We start from the raw sequence: 16,512 nt of genomic DNA, 5'->3' as shown, positions 1-16,512 counted from the left end.
GGCACCGGCGGGGCTCAGCCCGTTACGCCGCGCAGGGCCAGGGCCACCGCCGCGTCCGTGACCGCCGCCGGGTCCTCCGCGACGCCCCGTTCGATCCTGCGCACCGCCGCGTCCACGATGCCCTGCACCAGCATCGCCGCCAGCCGGGGCTGCTCGTGCCCCAGCCCGCCCAGCGCCTCGACGATCATCGCGACCAGCTCTCCGTGGGCGGCCCGGATCTTCTCCCGCGCGCCAGCGTCCAGCTCGCTCGCGGAGATGGCCACCACCGCCCGGTGCCGCCGGTCCCCGACCAGCGCGAGCTGCCGTCGCACATACGCCTCGACCTTGCCCTCGGCGGAGCCGGCACGCTCCATCGCCGCCGCGACCTCGGCCGCCCACACCGGGAAGTCGACCGCGCACAGCTCCTCGACCACCGCGGCCCGTGACCCGAAGTACTCGTACACGGACGACCGCGCCAGGCCCGTCCGCTCGGCCAGCGCGGGGAAGGTCAGCGCCTCCGTCCCGCCCTCCGACAGCAGGGTCCGAGCCGCGTCCAGCAGGGCGGCTCGCTGCATCGACCGGTGTTCGGCCACGGAGGCCGCTCGAATCCTTGGCACGGCGACCACTGTACGGACCCGCCCTCCGGCCGGGGCGCGGGCTTCAGCGGCCGAAGCCGGCCAGCTTGGCCCGGAGCTGGAGGACCGACTTGGTGTGGATCTGGCTCACCCGGCTCTCGGTGACGCCGAGGACGTTGCCGATCTCGGCGAGGGTGAGGCCCTCGTAGTAGTACAGGGTGACCACGGTCTTCTCCCGCTCGGGCAGCGTGTTGATCGCCCTGGCCAGAAACCGCCGCAGCTCCCGGTCCTCGGCCACCTCCACCGGGTTGTCGGCGGCGGTGTCCTCCAGCGTGTCCATCAGGCTGAGCCGGTCCCCGCCCTCGCCGCCGACGTGCAGCAGCTCCTCCAGGGCGACCACGTTGGCCAGCGACAACTGGCTGAACACGGCGTGTAGTTCGTCGACCTCCATGCCCAGCTCGGCGGCGACCTCGCCCTCCGTCGGGGTGCGCCGCAGCCGCGCCTCCAGGGTGGCGTAGGCGCGCTCGACGTTCCGCGCCTTCTGCCGCACCGAACGCGGGATCCAGTCCAGCGCGCGCAGTTCGTCGATCATCGCGCCCCGGATCCGGGTGATCGCGTACGTCTCGAACTTGATCTCCCGGTCGATGTCGAACTTCTCGATCGCGTCGATCAGCCCGAACACCCCCGAGGAGACGAAGTCGGCCTGCTCCACATTGGGCGGCAGCCCGACGCTCACCCGGCCCGCGACGTACTTGACCAGCGGCGAGTAGTGCAGGATCAGCTGCTCCCGCAGCCGCTCGTCCCCCGTCGCCTTGTACGACCGCCACAGCTCGTCGAGCGTCGAGGGAGCGGGCGGTCGCACGCTGCCACCGTCGCGGGCGGCTGGGGGGATCGCCGCCCGGTCGGACCCGGAGGTGTGCTGGGGCATTCGTCGCCTTGTGCCGTTCTGCCGTGAAGTGCTGCGAAAAGTGCGGGAGGGGGGATCGTGGGCGGAAGGGGCTGACTGGGTGAGGTGTCGTTCTGGTGTCGGGTTGCCGCGGTCTGCGTCACCGCATTTTGTGAGCGTAGCGTGACTAAGGAGTCGCGGTGTGCGAACAGGACGGCTCCACCCCTGCGCGGGTGGCTCGCGCCGGGCGGGTGACCGCGTACGCCGGCTCGCTCTCCGTGACCGGCCGGGGGCGCCAACTCCGGGAAACCCCAAGGGCGTCGGGTGTTCCCCCGGACGGCCGAACACGGTCGGTCAGCGAGGGTGGCGGCCGTCCCGGACCGAGATCACCGCCTGGCGTGTCAACTTCCAGCCATCGCCGTGTCGTTCGACATAACCCAGTGCCCGCAGTTCGTACAGTCTCGCGATCGCGTCCTCCGGGGTGGTGCGCGCGCCGAGGGCGATCTCCTCGGCGGAGGCCGCGTGGTCGCCGGGCAGGGCGGCGAGGACGCAACGGGCGTCCGGGTGGAGCAGGTCGCGCGGGAGGACGGGGCCCCGGTGGGCCGGTGCGAGGTCGCCGATGCCGCCGACGAGTTCGATGACCTCCGGGGCGTCGGTGACCAGGGTGGCCTCCCCGCGCAGCAGGTCGTGCACGCCCGCGGACAGGGCGCTGGTGACCGGGCCGGGCACGCCCATGGTGAACCGGCCCAGGCGCTGCGCGGCCCGCGCGGTGGCCAGCGAGCCGCTGCGGCGGGCGGCCTCCACGACGACGGTGCCCCGGGTGAGCGCGGCGATCACCCGGTTGCGGAGGATGAACCGGCTGGGCGTCGGGTGATCTCCCGGTGGCAGTTCGCCCACGACCAGGCCCTGGTGCGCGATGCGGCCGATGAGGGCGGCGTGGCCGCGCGGGTAGGGCTGGTCGACGCCGCAGGCGAGGACGGCGACGGTGGCGCCGCGGGCGGCGAGGGCGCCCCGGTGGGCGGCGCCGTCGATGCCGTAGGCGCCGCCGGAGACCACGACCCAGCCGTGCTCGGCGAGGGCGGCGGCGAGAGTGGCGGCGGCATGGCTGCCGTAGGCGGTGCAGGCGCGGGCGCCCACCACGGCGACCGAGCGCAGCGCCCACATCCTGAGGCTGGGCCGGCCGCGCACCCACAGCCCGAGCGGCCGGGCGTCCCCGAGGTCGTCGAGCTGCCCGGGCCACTCCCCGTCTCCCGGGCACACGAACCGCGCGTCCACGGCGTGGGCCTCGGCCAGGTCCCGTTCCGGCGCGGCCCGCCCGGCCCGTGCGACCAGGCCCGCCCACCGGGTGGGGCTCGCCCCCGGCAGGGCGGTGCCGCCGCACCGCAGCCGCCGCACCACCTCCCGCACCCCGAACTCGCGCACCCAGCGCCCCGCGACCTCATCTCCGGGCTCGGTCACCCGGCCGAGGAAGACCCGCCCGAGCCGTTCACCGTCCGGCTCCCCCGGGCCGGTCATGTCAGCGCCCCGAGGGCCATCGGCACCCCTCGGGGGACGCCGGTGCGCAGTTGCAGTGCCAGGGCGACGTCCGTCGCGTCCGGGCGGTCGTGTCCGACGAGGTCGGCGACCGTCCAGGCGACGCGCAGGACCCGGTCGATGCCGCGGGCGGTGAGCACGCCCCGCTCCAGACCGCGTTCGGCCTCGTCCATCGCCCCGGCGGCGGCCACGTACCGGCTGCGCAGTTCGCGGCCGGGCACCTCGCTGTTGGTGCGCCACGGCGTGCCGGCGAGGCGGGCCGCCGCCCGCTCCCGGGCCTGGCGCACCCGGCCGGCGACGGCCGCCGTGGACTCGCCCCGGGCGCCCGGCGCGGTGAGCTGGGCCCGGGTGACCGGGTCGACCTCCACCCGCAGGTCGACCCGGTCGAGCAGCGGGCCGGACAGCCGGGACTGGTAGCGGCGGATCGCCGAGGGCGGGCACTCGCACAGCGCGTCGCGCGGCGAGAAGCGCCCGCAGGGGCACGGGTTGGCCGCGAGGACCATCAGGAACCGCGCCGGGAACCGGACCACGCCGGCGCTGCGCGCGATCACCACGTGCCCCGACTCCAGGGGCTGCCGCAGGGCGTCCAGGGTCTGGCCGTGGAACTCGGGCGCCTCGTCCAGGAACAGCACGCCCCGGTGGGCCAGGGAGACCGCGCCGGGCCGGGCGATGCCGGGGCCGCCGCCGACGAGCGACTGCATCGTGGCCGAGTGGTGCGGGGCGCAGTAGGGAGCGGTGTCGACGAGCGGTTTGCCCGGCGGCAGCAGCCCGGCGACCGAGTGCACCGCCGTGACCTCCAGCGACTCCTGCCGGGTGAGCCGGGGCAGGACGGCGGGGAGGCGTTCGGCGAGCATGGTCTTGCCCGCGCCGGGCGGTCCTTCCAGGAACAGGTGGTGCCCGCCCGCGGCGGCCACCTCCACGGCCGTGCGGGCGGAGGTCTGTCCCACCACGTCCGCCAGGTCGTGACCGTGGTCGTGCTGTGCCGCGCCGGTGCTGTGCATGCCGGTGGCGGCGCCCGTGCCCGGGACCCGCAGTCCGGCGAGGAGGGGATCGGGGCGGCCCTGTTCGTCGGGTTCCTCCTCGGGGACGGGCTCCTCGGCCAGGACCGCGATGAGCTGCCGCAGGCTGCGGATGCCGAGCACGGAGACACCGGGGACCAGCGACGCCTCGGCGGCGGCGCACTCGGGCACGACCACCTGCTCGTACCCCGCGTCCGCCGCGGCGAGGACCGCCGGCAGGATGCCGCGGACCGGGCGGACCCGGCCGTCGAGGCCCAGTTCCCCGATCATGACGATGTCGGCGAGCACGCGCGGATCGACGCGTTCGGCCGCGCCGAGGACGGCGGCGGCGACGGCCAGGTCGAAGCCGCTGCCGCTCTTGGGCACCGACGCCGGGCTGAGTCCGACGGTGAGTTTCCTGGCCGGCCAGGCCGCGCCCGAGTTCACCACCGCGGCGCGCACCCGGTCGCGGCTCTCCGTCAGGCTCTTGTCCGGGAGGCCGACCAGGGTGAACGCGGCGACTCCCGGTTCCAGGTCGGCCTGGACCTCGACGACCACGCCCTCGACGCCGACCAGCGCCACCGAGCACGTACGGGCGAAGGCCATTCAGACCACCCCCCGCGCGTGCTCGACGGACGGGGCGCCCCGGCGGGGCAGCAGGACGCCGACGAAGTCGATGCGGACACCGCCCGGCGGGGCTCCGCCGTGGGCCTGGATCCAGTGCTCGGCGAGAGCGCGGAGCCGGGCCGCCTTCTCCGGGGTCAGCGCGGCCATCGGATGCTCGTACGCCCCGCCCGTGCGGGTCTTCACCTCGCAGACGACCAGTGTGTCGCCGTCCCGCGCGACGATGTCGATCTCGCCGGCCCGTCCGCCGCGCCAGTTGCGCTCCAGGATCGTCAGGCCGGTCTCGGCGAGCCGGCGCGCGGCCAGGTCCTCGCCGTACTTGCCGATTGCCTCTCGTGCGTTCATGTCGGCACCACCTCCGGCGCCCACCGTCACGCATCCCGGCCCGCGAAGTTGATCTTCGTGGACTACCCGGCGGTTGTGGAGAACTGCCTCACCCGGGCGGGTGAAACCACCCCGGGCGGCCCACGGAACCGCAGGTCACCGGCCACGGAACCGCACGTCATCAGCCGCCCGGCAGCTCCAGATCGCTCTTGTTCAGCTCCTCGATGTTCACGTCCTTGAACGTGAGGACGCGGACCTGCTTGACGAAGCGAGCCGGCCGGTACATGTCCCAGACCCAGGCGTCGGCCATCGTCACCTCGAAGAAGACCTCGCCCTGCACCGAGTGCACCTGCATCTCGTAGTCGTTGGTGAGATAGAAACGCCGCTCGGTCTCGATCACGTATTTGAACAGACCGACGACATCTCGGTACTCCCGGTAGAGCTTCAGCTCCATCTCGGTCTCGTACTTCTCGAGGTCCTCGGCGCTCATGGCATGTTCCCCTTCAGCCGTGCGATCCCACCATTGTGCGCCAGTCCTGGGGGCCCTCAGACGATTTCCGTGTCAAGGGTCACGGGTCTGGCGGGGGGACCTTCGACGAGCAGCGTGCGCAGCAGCCCGGCGAGTCTGGTCGGGTACACCGTCTCACGTGCCCGGGCCAGTTCCCGACACGTCCACCAGCGCGCTCCGACGACGCTGCGCCGTTCCAGCTCCGTCAGTCCCGTGGCCGTGGTCGCCGTCTGGCTCGTACGGGCCAGGTAGTACCACTCGTCCTGGTCCCAGCGGCGGCCCGCGAACGGGAACGAGCACCGCCGCCGCCAGAGCACCGGGCCCAGTTCGACATCGGTGATGCCGGTCTCCTCGGCGAGTTCGCGCAGCGCCGCCTCCTCGCGTGTCTCGGCGCCCTCCAGGCCGCCCCCGGGCGTGAACCACCAGTCGTCGGAGGGGTCGTCGGGCTCGTGGCCGTGCAGCAGCAGGATGCGGTCCGCGGGGTCGAGCAGGACCACCCGGGCCACCTTGCGCACACCGGCGCCCGGGCCGCCCGGGCCCCCGCCTTCGAAGACCTCGTCCCCCGGCTCAGCGGGCACCGGCCGCCTCCGGGCGGGTCGTGGCGGTGCGGGAGCGGCCGAGGCGGGCGGCGACCGGACCGTAGGCGCCGCCGCCGAGGACCAGGACCGCGCCGGCCAGGATCAGCAGCTCGATGGTGCGCAGCGGGCCCGGCCGGGAGAGCGCGCCGAGCGTCTCGAAGCCGGTGGGGCGCTGGAGCCCGCCCTTCCAGGGCCAGACGACGGCGTCCACGCGGGCGGAGACGGCATCCCGGGAGACGGTGCCCTGGGCCGCGTCGGTGAGGTGGGCGGTGGAGTCCAGGGAGTTCTGGCGTTCGTCGCCGAGGAGGAACAGCCGGCCCTCCGGGACGGTCACCGCGGCGAACTTCCTGTTCCCGGCCAGGCTGTCCGCGGGCAGGTACGGCTCCTCGATCCGCTTGCCGTTGACGGTCAGCCTGCCGTCGGCGCAGCAGGAGACGGTGTCCCCGCCCACGGCGACCACCCGCTTGACCACCTTGGCGTCGCTGACCCAGTCCCGGTCCTCGAAGACGACCACGTCACCGCGGCGCACCTCGTCGCCGTCGACTCGCTGGGCCAGCACCCGGTCGCCGACGCCGATGGTGGGCGACATGGAGGCGGTGGGCACGGTGTACGGCCGGTAGACCACCGCTCCCCAGGCGAAGCCGCCCAGGAACAGCACCAGGCCCAGCGCCACGGCCAGTCCGGAGATCCGCTGCCCGAGCCGGCCGCCGCCGGCCGGTGCCGTGCCGGTGCCGCCGCCGTGCGGGGCCGTACGCGTCATGCTCTCGCCACCCATGGACCCGCACCCTACCCGGCGGTACCGAGCGGGGGCAGCCCCTCTTCCGCGGCCCCCGCCAGCGGCTCGTCGCGCGCGGGAGCCCTCGCCCCGCGGCCGGGGCGGCGGCGGGCGGGTCTACTGCTTCCCGGCGCCCGCGCGGGCCGTGCGCCGGCGCCGCCACACCACCACCGGCAGCACCGCGGCGACGGCCACGCCCTGCGGGGCCACCGGCAGGGACGCGGCGGCGGAGGTCTGCTCGTCGAGGCCGGGCTGGTCGAAGGTGTCCGGGACCGGCAGGGTGCCCCAGCGGTTGACCGGCCACGCCTTGACGATCGCGCGGCCGACGACCTTCTCGACCGGGACCATGCCGTGGTTCACGTCGGACTGGTTGTAGCGGGAGTCACGGGAGTTCTGGCGGTGGTCGCCCATCACCCAGATGAAGCCCTTGGGCACCTTGACCTTGAACTGGCCGCCCTGGTCGTCCACGCTGCACGGCGTGTTGCCGGGGTAGACGTACGGCTCGTTCAGCGCCTTGCCGTTGACCTTCAGCGGGCCGCTGTTCTTGCACTCGACCGTGTCGCCGCCGACTCCGATCACCCGCTTGATCAGGTCCTTCTCCTCCGCCGAGGGCATCAGGCCGATCCAGCTGAGGAACTTCTGCACCGGGTTCGGCGTCGGGGTCGGCTCGCCCGCCAGCCATTCGTCGGGGTCGTGGAAGACGACGACCTCGCCGCGCTCGGGCTTGGAGCCGAACCAGGGGGTGAGCTTGTCGACCAGGACGCGGTCGCCCTGCTGGAGGGTGTTCTGCATCGAGTCGGACGGGATCGAGAACGCCTGCACCAGGAACGTCTTGATCAGCAGCGCCAGGACCAGCGCGATGCCGATCAGGATCGGCAGTTCCTTCCAGAAGGACCGCGGCTTCTTCGGCCGGCGCGTCCCCTCGTCCGTGTCCGCGGCGCCGGGCCGCTCGTCCTGCGGGGCGCCCTCGTCACCCGCCGTCCCGTCGCTGCGGGAGGTCATGCCGCCGTCCGGTACGGGACCGTCCGGGGCCACGGGGTGCCCGCGGTTCTCCTCGCCGTCGTGTCCCGACCGTGCGCCAACCGCCACATCCCCCACGCCAACTCCTCACTCCGTGCCGCCGCCTGCCCCAGACTCGGCGCAGGCCCACCACTCCCATAACGAGCGGGAGTTCCGCAGGGGTCGGGAGCTGGGTCATTCCGTTCCGGTTCTCGGGGGCAACCCTATGCGACGGCCGGGAAACGGCGGCCGTCCCCGGCGCCGAGTCGGTGACGCTTGCAAAGGTTTTAGGTTCCTCCAGGCGCGTCCAGTGGCCGACCGGCCAGCCGATGACCATGGCCCGGCCGACGACCGAGTCCACGGAGACCGTGCCGCCGTAAGGCGTGTCCTGGTGGAAGCGGGAGTCCGCGGAGTTGCCCCGGTGGTCGCCCATCACCCACAGCCGGCCCTTGGGCACGGTGACGTCGAAGGGCTGGGCGGAGGGGACGTCGCCCGGGTAGAGGTAGCCGCCCTCGGTGAGGGGCACGCCGTTGACGGTGACGCGGCCCCGGGCGTCACAGCATCTGACGTGGTCGCCGCCGACTCCGATGACCCGCTTGATCAGGTCCTTCTCGTTGTCGGACGGCAGCAGCCCGATGAAGCTGAGCCCTTCTTTGAGCTGCTTGACGACGACGGGAGCGGACTTCCCGGCGGTCTGCTCGTCCTGGAGCCAGCCGCCCGGGTCGTGGAAGACGACGACGTCCCCGCGCCGCGGTTCGGAGCCGAACCAGGGCGTGAGCTTGTCGACCAGCACCCGGTCGCCGATCCGGATGGTCTGCTCCATGGACCCGGACGGGATCACGAACGCCTGGACCAGGAACGTCTTCAGGACGAGCGCGATGAGGACGGCGACCCCGACCAGCAGGGGGATCTCCCGGACGGCGGAACGTCTGCGCTTGCGCTTGACCTTGCGCTGGAGCCTGCGGCGCTCCGCGCGCGTGCGGCCGCCGCCGGGCGCGGGGGCGCGGCGGGCCCCGGTGGGCAGCAGGTTGCCGGCCGGTCCGGCGGGCACCCCGCGCGGCTTGCCGCGGCTACCCATGCGCGCCCTCCGCCGCGGCGGGCACGCGCGCGTAGGCGGACGGCCGGGTCAGCCGCGTCCAGTGGGGGTACGGCCAGATGATCCAGTCGGCGCGGCCGATGACGTCCCCGACGGGGATCATGCCGCCGCCGGGCGAGCCGAGGTGGTCGCGGGAGTCGCTGGAGTCGTCGCGGTGGTCGCCGAGGACGAACAGGCGGCCCGGCGGCACGACGACGTCGAAGGGCACGCTGGAGGCGCTGTCCCCGGGGTAGAGGAACGCGGTCTCGTCCACCGGCCGGCCGTTCACCTCGATCCTCCCCCTCGTGTCGCAGCACGTCACATGGTCTCCGCCCACCCCGACCACCCGCTTGACGTAGTCGGCGTCCCCGAAGTACCCGGTGCCGTCGAACACGATCACGTCACCGCGGCGCGGCGGGGCACCGAAACGGTACGCCACCTTGTTGACGAGGATGCGGTCGCCGATCCTCAAGCCCTGCTCCATGGATCCGCTCGGGATCTCGAACGGCTGCGCCACGAAGGCGTTCAGGAGCAGCAGGAACGTCAGGCCGGTGAGCACACAGAGGGTGATCCGGCCGCCCGGGAGCCAGTGGGCGGCCCGGGCCGCCCACGCGAAACGCGACCGTCTCTCCGCCCCCGGGGAACCGGGAGGGGAGGAGCGGTCGCGTTCCGTCTGCTGTGCTTCGGTGTCCATCGGGGCCAGATGCTATCCGGCTCCGCTGTGACCGAGGGACAAGCGTCAGCTGTCGCGCTTCTCCTTGATCTTCGCGGCCTTGCCGCGCAGATCACGGAGGTAGTACAGCTTGGCGCGGCGCACGTCACCGCGGGTGACCAGCTCGATCTTCTCGACGATCGGGGTGTGCACCGGGAAGGTGCGCTCGACGCCGACGGAGAACGAGACCTTGCGGACCGTGAAGGTCTCGCGGACGCCGGAGCCCTGGCGGCGAATCACCACGCCCTTGAACTGCTGCACACGGGAGCGGTTGCCCTCGATGACGCGCACGTGGACGTTGACGGTGTCACCCGGGCGGAAGGCCGGGACGTCGCTGCGCAGCGACGCGGAGTCGACGGTGTCGAGCAGGTGGGACATTTCGTCTGCTTTCCTCGCTGATGCCACAGGTCATCAACGGAAACTAGGGGTTCCAGGAGGAGTGCCGTGCGGATCGGGGCGGGCGTCGTGTCCCCCTGTGGCAGGGGCGCACGCCGGACGGCGCACAGCAGCGGCCTATTCTTCCACGCCCTCGGCCCGACGCCAAAATCGGCCGTACGGCTCGCCGTCCGGGTCCGGTTCCCAGCCCAGGATGGAGAGCATCTCGCGGTCCTTCTTGTCGAAGGTCTTCGGGTCGCAGCGCTCGATCAGGTCGGGCCGGTGGGCCGTCGTACGCCGCAGGGCCTCGTCGCGGCGCCAGCGGGCGATCTTCCCGTGGTGGCCGCTGAGCAGCACCTCGGGGATGTCCCGGCCGCGCCAGACGGGCGGCTTGGTGTAGACGGGCCCTTCGAGGAGGCCGGCCATCGCGCCGGGCGCGAAGGAGTCGTCGCGGTGGGACTCGGCGTTGCCGAGGACGCCGGGCAGCAGCCGGGCGACGGCCTCTGTGACGACCAGGACGGCCGCCTCGCCGCCGGCGAGGACGTAGTCGCCGATGGAGACCTCGTAGACCGGCATCCGCTGGGCGTACTCGTCCACGACGCGCCGGTCGATGCCCTCGTAGCGGGCCGGTGTGAAGATCAGCCAGGGGCGTTCGGACAGCTCGACGGCGAGTTCCTGGGTGAAGGGCCGGCCGCTGGGCGTGGGCACGATCAGCGCGGGGGTCCGTGCGCCGGTCTCGTAGCCGTCGGCGAGGACGGTGTCCAGGGCGTCGCCCCAGGGGCCGGTCTTCATCACCATGCCGGGGCCGCCGCCGTACGGGGTGTCGTCGACCGTGTTGTGCCGGTCGTACGTCCATCCGCGCAGGTCGTGCACGTGGACGTCGAGCTGTCCGCGCGCGCGTGCCTTGCCGACGAGGGAGACGTTCAGCGGTTCCAGGTACTCGGGGAAGATGGTGACGACGTCGAGACGCATCACGCCTCGTCCCCGGCGTCCCGGGTGGACGCGATCTCGGCGCGGTCGTCGATCAGGCCCGGCGGGGGCGTGATGACGGCCCGCTGCTCCTCCAGGTCGATCTCGGCGACGATCTCCTCCACGAAGGGGATCAGCACCTCGCTGCCGTCCGGGCGCTCCACGATGAACAGGTCCTGCGTGGGCAGGTGGGAGATCTCGGTGATCCGGCCGACCTCCGTGCCGTCCGCGGTGACCACGTCGAGGTCGACGAGCTGATGGTCGTAGTACTCGTCCTCGCCCTCCGGCAGTTCCTCCGGGTCCACCTCCGCGATCAGCAGGGTGTTGCGCAGGGCCTCGGCGCCGGTGCGGTCGGTGACGCCCGCGAAGCGCAACAGCAGACGGCCGCTGTGCACCCGCCCGGTCTCGATGGTCAGCGGTCCCGCGGCGGCGGGATCGGTGGCGAGTACGGCGCCGGGGCCCAGCCTCAGCTCCGGCTCGTCGGTACGTACCTCGACGGTGACCTCGCCCTTGACGCCATGGGCACGGCCGATCCGTGCGACTACCAGCTGCACCTGTACAAATCTCCTGTCATACGACTGCGGGCCGGGGACGGCCCAGTGGCCCTCCCCGGCCCGAGCCGGTTGCGATGAAGCGTCAGCGGACGTGGTCCACATCGACCAGGTCGACGCGGACACCGCGGCCGCCGATGGCGCCCACGACGGTACGCAGAGCGCGCGCGGTCCGGCCGTTGCGGCCGATCACCTTGCCGAGGTCGTCCGGGTGCACCCGGACCTCCAGCACGCGTCCGCGGCGCAGATCACGCGAGGCGACCTGCACATCGTCAGGGTTGTCGACGATGCCCTTCACGAGGTGCTCAAGCGCCTCTTCGAGCATGCTGCTCAGGCCTCGGTCGACTCAGAGGACTCAGCAGCCGCCTCGTCCTTCTTCTCGGCCTTCTTCTTCTGGGTGATGGCCTCACCCTTGCCCTCGTCGTCGCCGCCGAGAGCCTCGAACGACGGACGGGCCGGCTTGGGCTCGGCGGTGAGCAGCGGCGCGGGGGCCGGCTCGCCCTTGAACTTCTGCCAGTCGCCGGTCTTCTTCAGGATGGCGAGCACGGGCTCGGTCGGCTGCGCGCCGACACCCAGCCAGTACGCCACCCGCTCGGCGTCCACCTCGATGACCGACGGGTGGTAGGTCGGGTGGTACTTGCCGATCTCCTCGATGGCCCGGCCGTCACGGCGGGTACGGGAGTCGGCGACGACGATGCGGTAGTGAGGCGAACGGATCTTGCCCAGACGCTTCAGCTTGATCTTGACTGCCACTGGAGTGGGTTCTCCTGGATTTGACGTGGTTGGGCACGGCGAGACGCCGCGTGGGGTTGCGGTACCCGAGTGCCCGATGGACGCGTCAGCCGGAGGAGAGAGGGGTCCTGTGCGGCTGTCGAGTACAGCTAGCCATTCTGCCACACCCGCGCCCCGCTTCCGGCCGGGGGCGCCGGGCGGGCGCCCCGGGCAGGCCGGCGGGGCACCCGGCGTGGAGGTGAGGTCACGTCGGGTGCGCCGTCCGGTGCCGGGGCCGCCGGCCGCGCCCGGGGTTTGTCCGGCCCTTCGGGGCGGAGGGGAAGCGCCGGGCAGGCCTAGGCCGCTCCCACGACGTCCGGGATCCGGAAGGGCTTGCCGCAGCCGCCGCAGACGATGGGTGCCTGGGCCAGGACCGACGGCACGACGCGGACGTTGCGCCCGCAGTCGCACACCGCCTTGACCCGCACGCCGCCCCCGGAGGAGCCGTGCCGGGCGGCCGGGCCGCGGAAGGTGCGCGAGGTGTCGGACGAGGTGGCCACGGTGTGGGCCTTCAGCGCGCGCTGGAGCCGGTCGATGGTCGGGCGGTAGCGCCGCTTCGCCTCGGGATTGAGCGTGACCAGCGAGAAACCGCTGCTCGGGTGCGGCTCCTCGGAGTGGTCCAGGCCCAGTTCCTCGGCGATCGCGAGGAAACGGCGGTTGTGGTAGCGGCCGGCCCGGGAGGTGTCACGGACGCCCCGGGCGGCGGCGATGCCGTGGACTGCTTCGTGGAGCAGTCGCTCGAAGGAGAGCTCGTGCCCGCACGCGGACGACGACTCCCCGATCAGGGACTCTGGTGCGGCAAGGTCGGGCAGCTCGGGGTGGTACCGCTGAATGTCGGCCCACGCCTGCGCCAGCTCTGCGGCGAGAACAGGTGGTGTCTGTGTCGTGCTCACGTAATCACAACGAGCGGAGGTACCTCCGTGTTCCTATTCCGGGGCATCTCAAATAATTTGCACGTACCCGTCAGTTGCCGCTGATGTGCCCTGACGAGGGCGGGTGCGCTGATCTGCCCAGAAGGCGCGCAGCTCCGCCCAAGCTGGTGCGTAGGCCCCGCCGCGCGTCCCGTGGCGAGCGCCCCGGTGACGATGACCGGCCCATGCGCAAGGGGTGTTTCGGCCGCTCTCGGCCCGTCGTCCCGTCCAGGCCGGCGCCGCCGGTCCGCGTGAGGTTACCGGGTGCCGTCCGGCCCCCCGCCACCGCCCCGTCCCCGTGTGCGCCCACCGTACGGCCGCGCAGATTGCCGGCAGGTGAATTCTCGCCACTCCCGTGTCCGCGGCCCAAGCCGGGCGCCACAACCCCTGGACGGCACCGCCAGCCGGGAGTTACCTGGCATAGGTGCAAGGGCGCGCGCACGGCACGGGGGCCACGCAACCGGGCGCGGCGACGAACCGTCGGCGGATTGGGGCGCTTCTATGACACCTACGCTCGTGCGGCAGCACGTGTCCCCCACGGCCTCCGCGTCCGGCGTGGACCCGGGCGCACGCGCGCGTGACTGGTCCGAGATCCAGGAACGGATGCTGGTGCCGCTCTACGAAGCCGTGTACGACCGGCTCGACGTGGGCCCCGCCAGCCGGCTGCTCGGCCTGCGCTGCGGTTCCGGGCTCGCCCTGCTGATGGCGGCCGCGCGGGGCGCCGCCGTCACCGGAGTCGACTCCGCCTCGCCCGAACGGCTGGCCCTCGCGCGCGAGCGCCTGGCGCCGGACGCGCCCCGCGGCCGCGGACCCGCCGGCGGCGGGCGGGCGCGGACCACGCCCGGACTCCTCGGCGCACCGCCCGCGCCCTCGACCGCCACCCGGGCGGACCCGTACACCCTGGTGACCGTCTTCGAACCGGTCGGCGGCCACGCGGACGACCCCGAGGGGCTCGGCGCGCTGCTCGCCGGAGTGCTGCCGCTGGCGGCGCCCGGGGCCGCCGTCGTGCTGGCCGGCTGGGGTCCGCCCGAGCGCTGCGCGACCTCCTCGGTGCTGCGCGCGGCCGCCGGTCTCGCCGGTACGCCGCCCGGCGCCCCCGGCTGGCGGGCCGCCCGGCGCGACGACCTGGAGGAGGCCGCCGCGCGGGCCGGGCTGCGACCGGACGGCTCGGGCCGGGTCGCCTGCCCGTTCGGCTACGCCGGCCTCGACAGCGCCGTACGCGGACTGCTGTCGACCGGCCTGTTCGACGCGGCGATCGAGGCGGGCGACGCCCAGCAGGTCGGCAAGGAGCTGACCGAGGCCCTGCACCCGCACCTGCGTCCGGACGGCACCGTGTGGATGCCGAACGTCTTCCGCTACCTGATCGCCCGGGTTCCCTAGGCTCTCTCGCCGGGATCGGGCAGGGATCGAGGTCCTAGCTCTCGGCGTCCTTGGACAGGCGGGTGATGCCGGCGACCCGGTACGCGTCCGCCTCCTCCAGCGTCTCGTTCTCCAGCAGGGCGTGGGCGAGCGCGTCGAGCTGGGCCCGGTGGTCGCGCAGCTTGCGGCACGCCTCCGCGTAGCACTCGTCCACGACGCGGCGCATCTCGGCGTCGATCACGTCCAGGGTCCCCGGGGCCGCGGCGAGGCCGTACGCCTGCTGGGCGTCGTTCGGCAGCGCGGACAGCCGGCCCACCCGCTCGCTCATGCCCCAGCGCGACACCATGCCCCGGGCCAGGCGGGTGACCTGCTCCAGGTCGCTCTCGGAACCCGTGGTGATCTCGCCGTAGACCACCTGCTCGGCCGCCATGCCGCCCAGCGCGCCGATGATCCGGCCGCGCAGATACTCCTCGGTGTACGCGTACTTGTCCGACTCCGGAGTGGACAGCGTGACGCCCAGCGCCCGGCCGCGCGGCACGATCGTGATCTTGCGGACCGGGTCGGCGCCGGGCTGCAGCATGCCCAGCAGGGCGTGCCCGCCCTCGTGGTACGCGGTGCGCCGGCGCTCCTCCTCCGGCATCACGAGCGGACGCTCCGCGCCCAGCTGGACCTTCTCCAGCGCGTCGGACAGGTCGGACCGCGTCACCTGCGACTGCTTCCGCTTGACCGCGAGCAGCGCGGCCTCGTTGGCGAGGTTCGCCAGCTCCGCGCCCGTCATGCCCGGCGTCGTACGGGCCACCTGCGCGAGGTCGACGTCGTCCGCGAGCGGGATCTCCCGGGTGTGGATCTCCAGGATGGCCTGGCGCCCGCCGCGGTCCGGCGGCGAGACCTGCACCACCCGGTCGAAACGGCCGGGACGGGTCAGCGCCGGATCGAGGATGTCGGCGCGGTTGGTCGCCGCGATCACGATGACGCCCTCCGCACCGGAGAAGCCGTCCATCTCGGTGAGGATCTGGTTCAGCGTCTGCTCGCGCTCGTCGTGCCCGCCCATCGACGCGCCGCCGCCGCGCGCCCGCCCGATGGTGTCGATCTCGTCGATGAAAATGATCGACGGCGCCACCTTGCGGGCCTCCGCGAACAGCTCCCGCACCCGGGAGGCGCCCACGCCCACGATCATCTCGATGAACTCGGAGGCCGAGGCGGAGAAGAACGGCACGCCCGCCTCCCCGGCCACGGCCCGCGCCAGCAGCGTCTTGCCGGTGCCGGGCGGACCCGCGAGCAGCACACCGCGCGGCATCTTGGCGCCCATCCGGCGGTAGGCGTCGGGGTTCTTCAGGAAGTCCACGACGTCGTTCAGTTCGCCCTCGACCTCGTCGATGCCGGCCACATCGGCGAACGTGGTGCGCTTCTGCCCCGGCACCAGCTCCACCGGCTTCGGCGGCGCCTTGCGGCCGAGCATGCCGCCCGCTCCGCCGAGCCCCGCTCTCATCCGGCGCGCGATGAACACCCACACGGCGATCAGCAGCAGCATCGGCGCCAGCGAGATCAGCAGGTTCGACAGGAAGCTGCGGTGCTGGACGACCGGTTCGGCGGTGACCGTGACCTTGTTCCTGGTCAGGCTGGCCCACAGGTCGTCGTGCGCGAAGGACGGCCGCTCGGTGTTGAACTTGGTGTAGGCGCCGCCGCCCCCGGGGCTGTTCCGCTCCTTCTTGAGCTGGCCCTGGATGGAGTCGCCCTTGGCGTAGATCTTGGCGACGTTGCCGTCGTTCACCTGCCTGCTGAACTCGGTGTACGAGATCGTCGGCTCGTTGGCCTGGTCGACGTACGACAGCACCAGGTTCGCGATCAGGTACACGACCAGCGCGGTGAGGACCAGCCGCCACCAGCCGCCCCGCATCCTGCCCCCGCCGGGCGGCGGCTGCGGCGGCTCCTCCGGGGCGCCCTCGGTACGCCATGGCTGGTCCGGCGACTTGCGCGGCGGAGCAGGGTTGGTCATACGGGGACGGTACG

The 16,512-nt window shown here is 73.0% G+C and carries 19 protein-coding genes; 1 reads left to right on the top strand and 18 read right to left on the bottom strand.

What is annotated here, in order from left to right:
- Window positions 1–14: 14 nt before the first annotated feature.
- The 17 genes from ACH4OA_RS21875 to ACH4OA_RS21795 form a co-directional block, all read right to left on the bottom strand.
- Window positions 15–572, bottom strand: coding sequence for a helix-turn-helix domain-containing protein (locus ACH4OA_RS21875; protein WP_365872069.1), 558 nt, complete (start codon window positions 570–572; stop codon window positions 15–17).
- A gap of 67 nt (window positions 573–639) precedes the next feature.
- Window positions 640–1,482 (bottom strand): RNA polymerase sigma factor WhiG, encoded by an 843-nt coding sequence (gene whiG / locus ACH4OA_RS21870; protein ID WP_365872051.1) that lies wholly within the window; start codon window positions 1,480–1,482, stop codon window positions 640–642.
- 312 nt (window positions 1,483–1,794) lie between these two features.
- The gene (gene dprA, locus ACH4OA_RS21865; protein ID WP_397970257.1) at window positions 1,795–2,955 is read right to left on the bottom strand and encodes a DNA-processing protein DprA; all 1,161 of its coding nucleotides are present in this window, start codon (window positions 2,953–2,955) and stop codon (window positions 1,795–1,797) included.
- Window positions 2,952–4,577 (bottom strand): YifB family Mg chelatase-like AAA ATPase, encoded by a 1,626-nt coding sequence (locus tag ACH4OA_RS21860; protein ID WP_397970255.1) that lies wholly within the window; start codon window positions 4,575–4,577, stop codon window positions 2,952–2,954. The genes dprA and ACH4OA_RS21860 overlap by 4 nt, the downstream gene beginning before the upstream one ends.
- Window positions 4,578–4,940 (bottom strand): YraN family protein, encoded by a 363-nt coding sequence (locus ACH4OA_RS21855; RefSeq protein WP_397940437.1) that lies wholly within the window; start codon window positions 4,938–4,940, stop codon window positions 4,578–4,580.
- A gap of 160 nt (window positions 4,941–5,100) precedes the next feature.
- Window positions 5,101–5,409, bottom strand: coding sequence for a DUF2469 domain-containing protein (locus ACH4OA_RS21850; RefSeq protein ID WP_014675276.1), 309 nt, complete (start codon window positions 5,407–5,409; stop codon window positions 5,101–5,103).
- Window positions 5,410–5,465: 56 nt separating this feature from the next.
- Window positions 5,466–6,005, bottom strand: a complete 540-nt coding sequence (locus tag ACH4OA_RS21845; RefSeq protein WP_397970252.1) for an NUDIX hydrolase — start codon at window positions 6,003–6,005, stop codon at window positions 5,466–5,468.
- Window positions 5,995–6,780, bottom strand: a complete 786-nt coding sequence (lepB, locus tag ACH4OA_RS21840) for a signal peptidase I (protein WP_397970249.1) — start codon at window positions 6,778–6,780, stop codon at window positions 5,995–5,997. The genes ACH4OA_RS21845 and lepB (ACH4OA_RS21840) overlap by 11 nt, the downstream gene beginning before the upstream one ends.
- A gap of 117 nt (window positions 6,781–6,897) precedes the next feature.
- Window positions 6,898–7,782, bottom strand: coding sequence for a signal peptidase I (gene lepB, locus ACH4OA_RS21835; RefSeq protein ID WP_397940431.1), 885 nt, complete (start codon window positions 7,780–7,782; stop codon window positions 6,898–6,900).
- The gene (gene lepB / locus ACH4OA_RS21830) at window positions 7,751–8,857 is read right to left on the bottom strand and encodes a signal peptidase I (protein ID WP_397970247.1); all 1,107 of its coding nucleotides are present in this window, start codon (window positions 8,855–8,857) and stop codon (window positions 7,751–7,753) included. Before lepB (ACH4OA_RS21830) ends, lepB (ACH4OA_RS21835) begins: the two co-directional genes overlap by 32 nt.
- Entirely contained in the window at window positions 8,850–9,548 is a 699-nt protein-coding gene (gene lepB / locus ACH4OA_RS21825) for a signal peptidase I (RefSeq protein ID WP_397970245.1), read from the bottom strand. Before lepB (ACH4OA_RS21825) ends, lepB (ACH4OA_RS21830) begins: the two co-directional genes overlap by 8 nt.
- Window positions 9,549–9,593: 45 nt before the next feature.
- On the bottom strand, window positions 9,594–9,944 hold the full coding sequence (gene rplS / locus ACH4OA_RS21820) for a 50S ribosomal protein L19 (RefSeq protein ID WP_358921388.1): 351 nt from the start codon (window positions 9,942–9,944) through the stop codon (window positions 9,594–9,596).
- Between the two features lie 135 nt (window positions 9,945–10,079).
- Window positions 10,080–10,913: a tRNA (guanosine(37)-N1)-methyltransferase TrmD gene (trmD, locus tag ACH4OA_RS21815; RefSeq protein WP_397948636.1), complete on the bottom strand. Its 834-nt coding sequence runs from the start codon at window positions 10,911–10,913 to the stop codon at window positions 10,080–10,082.
- Window positions 10,913–11,464: a ribosome maturation factor RimM gene (rimM, locus tag ACH4OA_RS21810; RefSeq protein ID WP_365872030.1), complete on the bottom strand. Its 552-nt coding sequence runs from the start codon at window positions 11,462–11,464 to the stop codon at window positions 10,913–10,915. The genes trmD and rimM overlap by 1 nt, the downstream gene beginning before the upstream one ends.
- 82 nt (window positions 11,465–11,546) lie before the next feature.
- A complete protein-coding gene (locus tag ACH4OA_RS21805; RefSeq protein WP_005479813.1) occupies window positions 11,547–11,786 on the bottom strand; it encodes an RNA-binding protein in 240 nt (79 codons plus the stop codon).
- A 5-nt stretch (window positions 11,787–11,791) separates the two neighbouring features.
- Window positions 11,792–12,214 carry a 30S ribosomal protein S16 gene (gene rpsP, locus ACH4OA_RS21800; protein WP_365872027.1) on the bottom strand — a complete coding sequence of 141 codons (423 nt, stop codon included), beginning with the start codon at window positions 12,212–12,214 and terminating at the stop codon, window positions 11,792–11,794.
- 314 nt (window positions 12,215–12,528) lie between these two features.
- Complete coding sequence (locus ACH4OA_RS21795; protein WP_365872025.1) at window positions 12,529–13,125, bottom strand: hypothetical protein; 597 nt, start codon at window positions 13,123–13,125, stop codon at window positions 12,529–12,531.
- 519 nt (window positions 13,126–13,644) lie between these two features.
- On the opposite strand from ACH4OA_RS21795, the gene ACH4OA_RS21790 reads away from it, so the two are divergent.
- Window positions 13,645–14,523 carry a class I SAM-dependent methyltransferase gene (locus ACH4OA_RS21790; protein WP_397970244.1) on the top strand — a complete coding sequence of 293 codons (879 nt, stop codon included), beginning with the start codon at window positions 13,645–13,647 and terminating at the stop codon, window positions 14,521–14,523.
- Window positions 14,524–14,557: 34 nt separating this feature from the next.
- Here the strand turns inward: ACH4OA_RS21790 and ftsH are convergent, their stop codons facing one another.
- The gene (ftsH, locus tag ACH4OA_RS21785) at window positions 14,558–16,498 is read right to left on the bottom strand and encodes an ATP-dependent zinc metalloprotease FtsH (protein WP_397940421.1); all 1,941 of its coding nucleotides are present in this window, start codon (window positions 16,496–16,498) and stop codon (window positions 14,558–14,560) included.
- Between the last annotated feature and the right edge of the window lie 14 nt (window positions 16,499–16,512).

It is taken from the genome of Streptomyces sp. NPDC017095 (genome assembly GCF_044332325.1).
In the GTDB taxonomy this organism is placed as follows: Bacteria; Actinomycetota; Actinomycetes; order Streptomycetales; family Streptomycetaceae; genus Streptomyces.
Note: the sequence above shows the minus strand (reverse complement) of the source record. Positions and strands in the feature narration are given on the sequence as shown.

Coding starts and splice junctions, on each gene's coding strand:
- lepB (WP_397940431.1), bottom strand. CDS start 7,782: ATGACCTCCCGCAGCGACGGGACGGCGGGTGACGAGGGCGCCCCGCAG.
- ACH4OA_RS21805 (WP_005479813.1), bottom strand. CDS start 11,786: ATGCTCGAAGAGGCGCTTGAGCACCTCGTGAAGGGCATCGTCGACAAC.
- ftsH (WP_397940421.1), bottom strand. CDS start 16,498: ATGACCAACCCTGCTCCGCCGCGCAAGTCGCCGGACCAGCCATGGCGT.
- rplS (WP_358921388.1), bottom strand. CDS start 9,944: ATGTCCCACCTGCTCGACACCGTCGACTCCGCGTCGCTGCGCAGCGAC.
- whiG (WP_365872051.1), bottom strand. CDS start 1,482: ATGCCCCAGCACACCTCCGGGTCCGACCGGGCGGCGATCCCCCCAGCC.
- ACH4OA_RS21860 (WP_397970255.1), bottom strand. CDS start 4,577: ATGGCCTTCGCCCGTACGTGCTCGGTGGCGCTGGTCGGCGTCGAGGGC.
- ACH4OA_RS21790 (WP_397970244.1), top strand. CDS start 13,645: ATGACACCTACGCTCGTGCGGCAGCACGTGTCCCCCACGGCCTCCGCG.
- lepB (WP_397970245.1), bottom strand. CDS start 9,548: ATGGACACCGAAGCACAGCAGACGGAACGCGACCGCTCCTCCCCTCCC.
- lepB (WP_397970249.1), bottom strand. CDS start 6,780: ATGGGTGGCGAGAGCATGACGCGTACGGCCCCGCACGGCGGCGGCACC.
- lepB (WP_397970247.1), bottom strand. CDS start 8,857: ATGGGTAGCCGCGGCAAGCCGCGCGGGGTGCCCGCCGGACCGGCCGGC.
- trmD (WP_397948636.1), bottom strand. CDS start 10,913: ATGCGTCTCGACGTCGTCACCATCTTCCCCGAGTACCTGGAACCGCTG.
- ACH4OA_RS21850 (WP_014675276.1), bottom strand. CDS start 5,409: ATGAGCGCCGAGGACCTCGAGAAGTACGAGACCGAGATGGAGCTGAAG.
- ACH4OA_RS21855 (WP_397940437.1), bottom strand. CDS start 4,940: ATGAACGCACGAGAGGCAATCGGCAAGTACGGCGAGGACCTGGCCGCG.
- dprA (WP_397970257.1), bottom strand. CDS start 2,955: ATGACCGGCCCGGGGGAGCCGGACGGTGAACGGCTCGGGCGGGTCTTC.